The organism is Protofrankia sp. Cas3 (genome assembly GCF_963555955.1).
Taxonomy (GTDB): domain Bacteria; phylum Actinomycetota; class Actinomycetes; order Frankiales; family Frankiaceae; genus Protofrankia.
Window position 1 is genome coordinate 1 of record NZ_CAUVXP010000290.1, and the last position, 2,926, is coordinate 2,926.

General features: G+C 74.5%; 1 protein-coding gene. It reads right to left on the reverse strand.

What is annotated here, in order from left to right:
• A partial coding sequence (locus U9983_RS27265; protein ID WP_322756759.1) for a CHAT domain-containing protein occupies positions 1 to 2,926 on the reverse strand: 2,926 nt, incomplete at both ends.

Consider the following 2,926-nt stretch of genomic DNA (forward strand, 5'->3'; position numbering starts at 1 on the left):
TGTCGGGGGGTAGGCGGGTCAGGGTGTGGTGGCAGATCTGTTCTTCCCAGTCCCAGGATCCCCAGGTGTGGAGCTGCTGGCAGGCGGCGCAGGTGGTCAATTCCAGGTTGTCGAGGTCGCCGGCGGACAGGTGGTGGTGGCCGGCTTCGAGTTGTTGGGTGACGTCGGCGAGTTGGTCCTGGGGCCAGACGGCGACGCGCCATTGCCAGTAGGCGGCGGCGCGGCGGTGGACGTCGGCCCGGTCGTGGGGGTTGGTGCGGTCGAGGATCGCGGTCGCGGTCCAGCGGTGCACGACGAACGCGGGCTGGCCGTCGGTGCCGCCGGTGGGGGTGAGTAGGCCAAGGTCGAGCAGGGTTGTCGTCGCCTGGTCGAAGCTGTCGGGTATGTCCAGCGGCGGGCGGCGCTGCTGGTCGACCCAGCCGCGGTATATCTGTCCCTGCGTCTGGGTCAGTCCGATCTCGTCGAGGGTGGTGGCGCCGCGGGCCTGGGCGTCGCCGATCAGCCGTCCGATCTCGGCGAGTTGCGCGTCGCGGTCGGGGTCGGCGGCCGGTTCGACAGTGTCGGAGATCTGCCAGGCCAGGCCGGCCCGGTCGACGGGCAGCCGGTAGACGGCGGCGCCGACCAGCAGCCGGCGGGCCAGCGGGTGCTGGTCGAGGCGGGCGAGCAGGTCGTCGAGGACTATGTCGTCGACGGCCAGGGTGACGGTTTCGGCCAGCGCCCGGTCCAGGTCCCCGTCGACGTCGGCGTACCAGGCGGCCGGGTTGTCGATCCCGCGGGCGTGTAGGGCGTGTTCGAGTTTGGCGGCGACGTCGGGGAAGTGGGCGTGGCCGCCGGCGAGCAGCGCGTCGAGGTATTCGAGGGTGCGGGGGTGGCCGCCGACGTCGGCGACCGCGCGGGCCTGTTCGGCCGGGGTGAGGGCATCGAGGGCGGGCAGCCGCCAGAGCAGCTTGCGGGCCTCGGCGACCGAGAGCGGGCCCAGGTGGTGGACGGTCAGGCGCCGTGCGGTCTGTCGGTCGACGGGCAGCGGGTAGCGGCTGGTGGCGAGCAGTTTCGCCCGGCCGGGCAGGGCCACCCAGGCGGCGAGGAACCCTCCCAGCTGGCTGTCGAGGAACCGTTGCCCGCCACCTGGCCCGTCCGGGGTCAGGGTGTCTTCGGCGTTGTCCAGCAGCAGGGTGACCGCCACCGTGGGCAGCAGGTGTTCGGCGAGCAGGCCCAGCCGCTCAGCCCACGGGGCCTGCCCGAAGCGCAGCACCTCGACGAGGCGGTGGCGAACATCCGCGAGGTCGATGTTGTGGGCGAAGCACCAGGAGGACAGCCGGATAGCGATCGCGGCGAGGATCTGGTCGACGGCGACCGGACCGGAAAGCGAGACCACCAGCCCCCCCTGGCCGCCGAGGCCGGCGATCAGCTGGGCGGCGAGAGTCGACTTCCCGACCCCGCCGATGCCGTGCAGGACCACCCCGGCGCCGTCGCCGCGTAGCGCCCGCAGCAGGGTACGCAGCTCGCTACGGCGGCCGACGAACTCGCCGATCCGGCGGACCACGATCCCGTCGGCCAGCGTCGACTCGGCCGGTTCGATGACCTTGTCGAGGCCGCCGGCCGGGTCGTAGAGGGGGATCGACGGGCCGCGCAGGAACAGGACCGGGGTCGCCCATTCCGCCAGCCCGGCCCGCCGGTCCGAGGGAGGCATGCCGGCCCGGGCGGTCTCGACGGCCTGGCGGGCGTCGGTGAGCGCGGCCAGCGGGTCGACGACCGCCCGGCCGGCCAGCTCGGCGTACAGCCGACAGGTGAGCTCGGTGGCGTACAGGTCGGTGACCGAGGCGGTCATCGCGAGCACCGCGGGCACGCCGTGGGCGAGCAGCCCGCGGGCCAGCCCCGGCAACAGCCGCGCCCCGCCCCCGTTCTCGTCGCCTTCGGTGCGGGTGTGCAGGGCGGTGGAGCAGCCGGCCAGCACGACCAGCGGCACGCCCCGACCGGCCACCAGCACGTGGTCGGCGAACGTCTCGGTGTCGACCAGGTCGGCGGCGCCGTCGTCGGTTTCCAGCAGCAGCCCGCCGGGGTGGGCGTGACAGGAGATGTGCAGGATGTGGAACCGTTCCTGCTGCAGCGCCGCCCGGATCGCCGTCCGGCTGCCCCCGTTCAGGACCCGTACGTACGCCTCGCCCTTGCGCCGGGCCGGCGCGACCGCGTCGAGGATCCGGGCCAGCTCCGCCTCATAGTCCAGCAGCGCACCGCCGCCGTCTTCCGGGCTGGCGATCACCGCGAGGATCCGCAGCGGCCCGCGAATCGCCATCGCCGGGGTAGCCCCCAGCCCGGTGACGGACCGGTGCAGCTGCACGGGCGGGTGCAGCACCAGCGGACGGGTGTCGCCGGGCAGGGCCAACGTCTCCCACGGCAGATCCGCCCACCCCCGCCCACCGTCGGCCTCGTCGGCGACCTCAAGAGCCAGTCGCAGCGGCACCCCACCCCGCACCGCCGCGTCGACCTCGCCAGCCAGGGCGGCCGCCACGGCGGCGGGCAGGAACCGTTCACCGAGCATCCGCCCGGCCTCCCGCAGCGCCCTGTCCACCGGATCGGCCGGGACGCCGCCCGCCGCCCGCGTCTTCAGCGGTGTCCCACCCGCCGAGCCGCGGGTACGGACCCGGTCGAGCTCCCGCAACACCTGGCTGGCAGACCAGTCCAAACCGGCCGGCCGCCCGGCGACGGTCCCACCGTCGCCGCTCAGCACCACCGTGTCCCGGCTGACCTGCAAACGCGCGGTGCGGGGGCCCTCCGCCCCGTACGCCTGCCCCGGCGGCGGGCGCACGGTCCCGTCCGCGGCCAGCCGGGGCCGCCGCCGGCCCTGCAGCACGGCGACCAGCTCCCCGACCCTCGCGGTGTACGTAGCCGGGTCGTGGGTCTCACGGAAATCGACCCAGACCCGGGA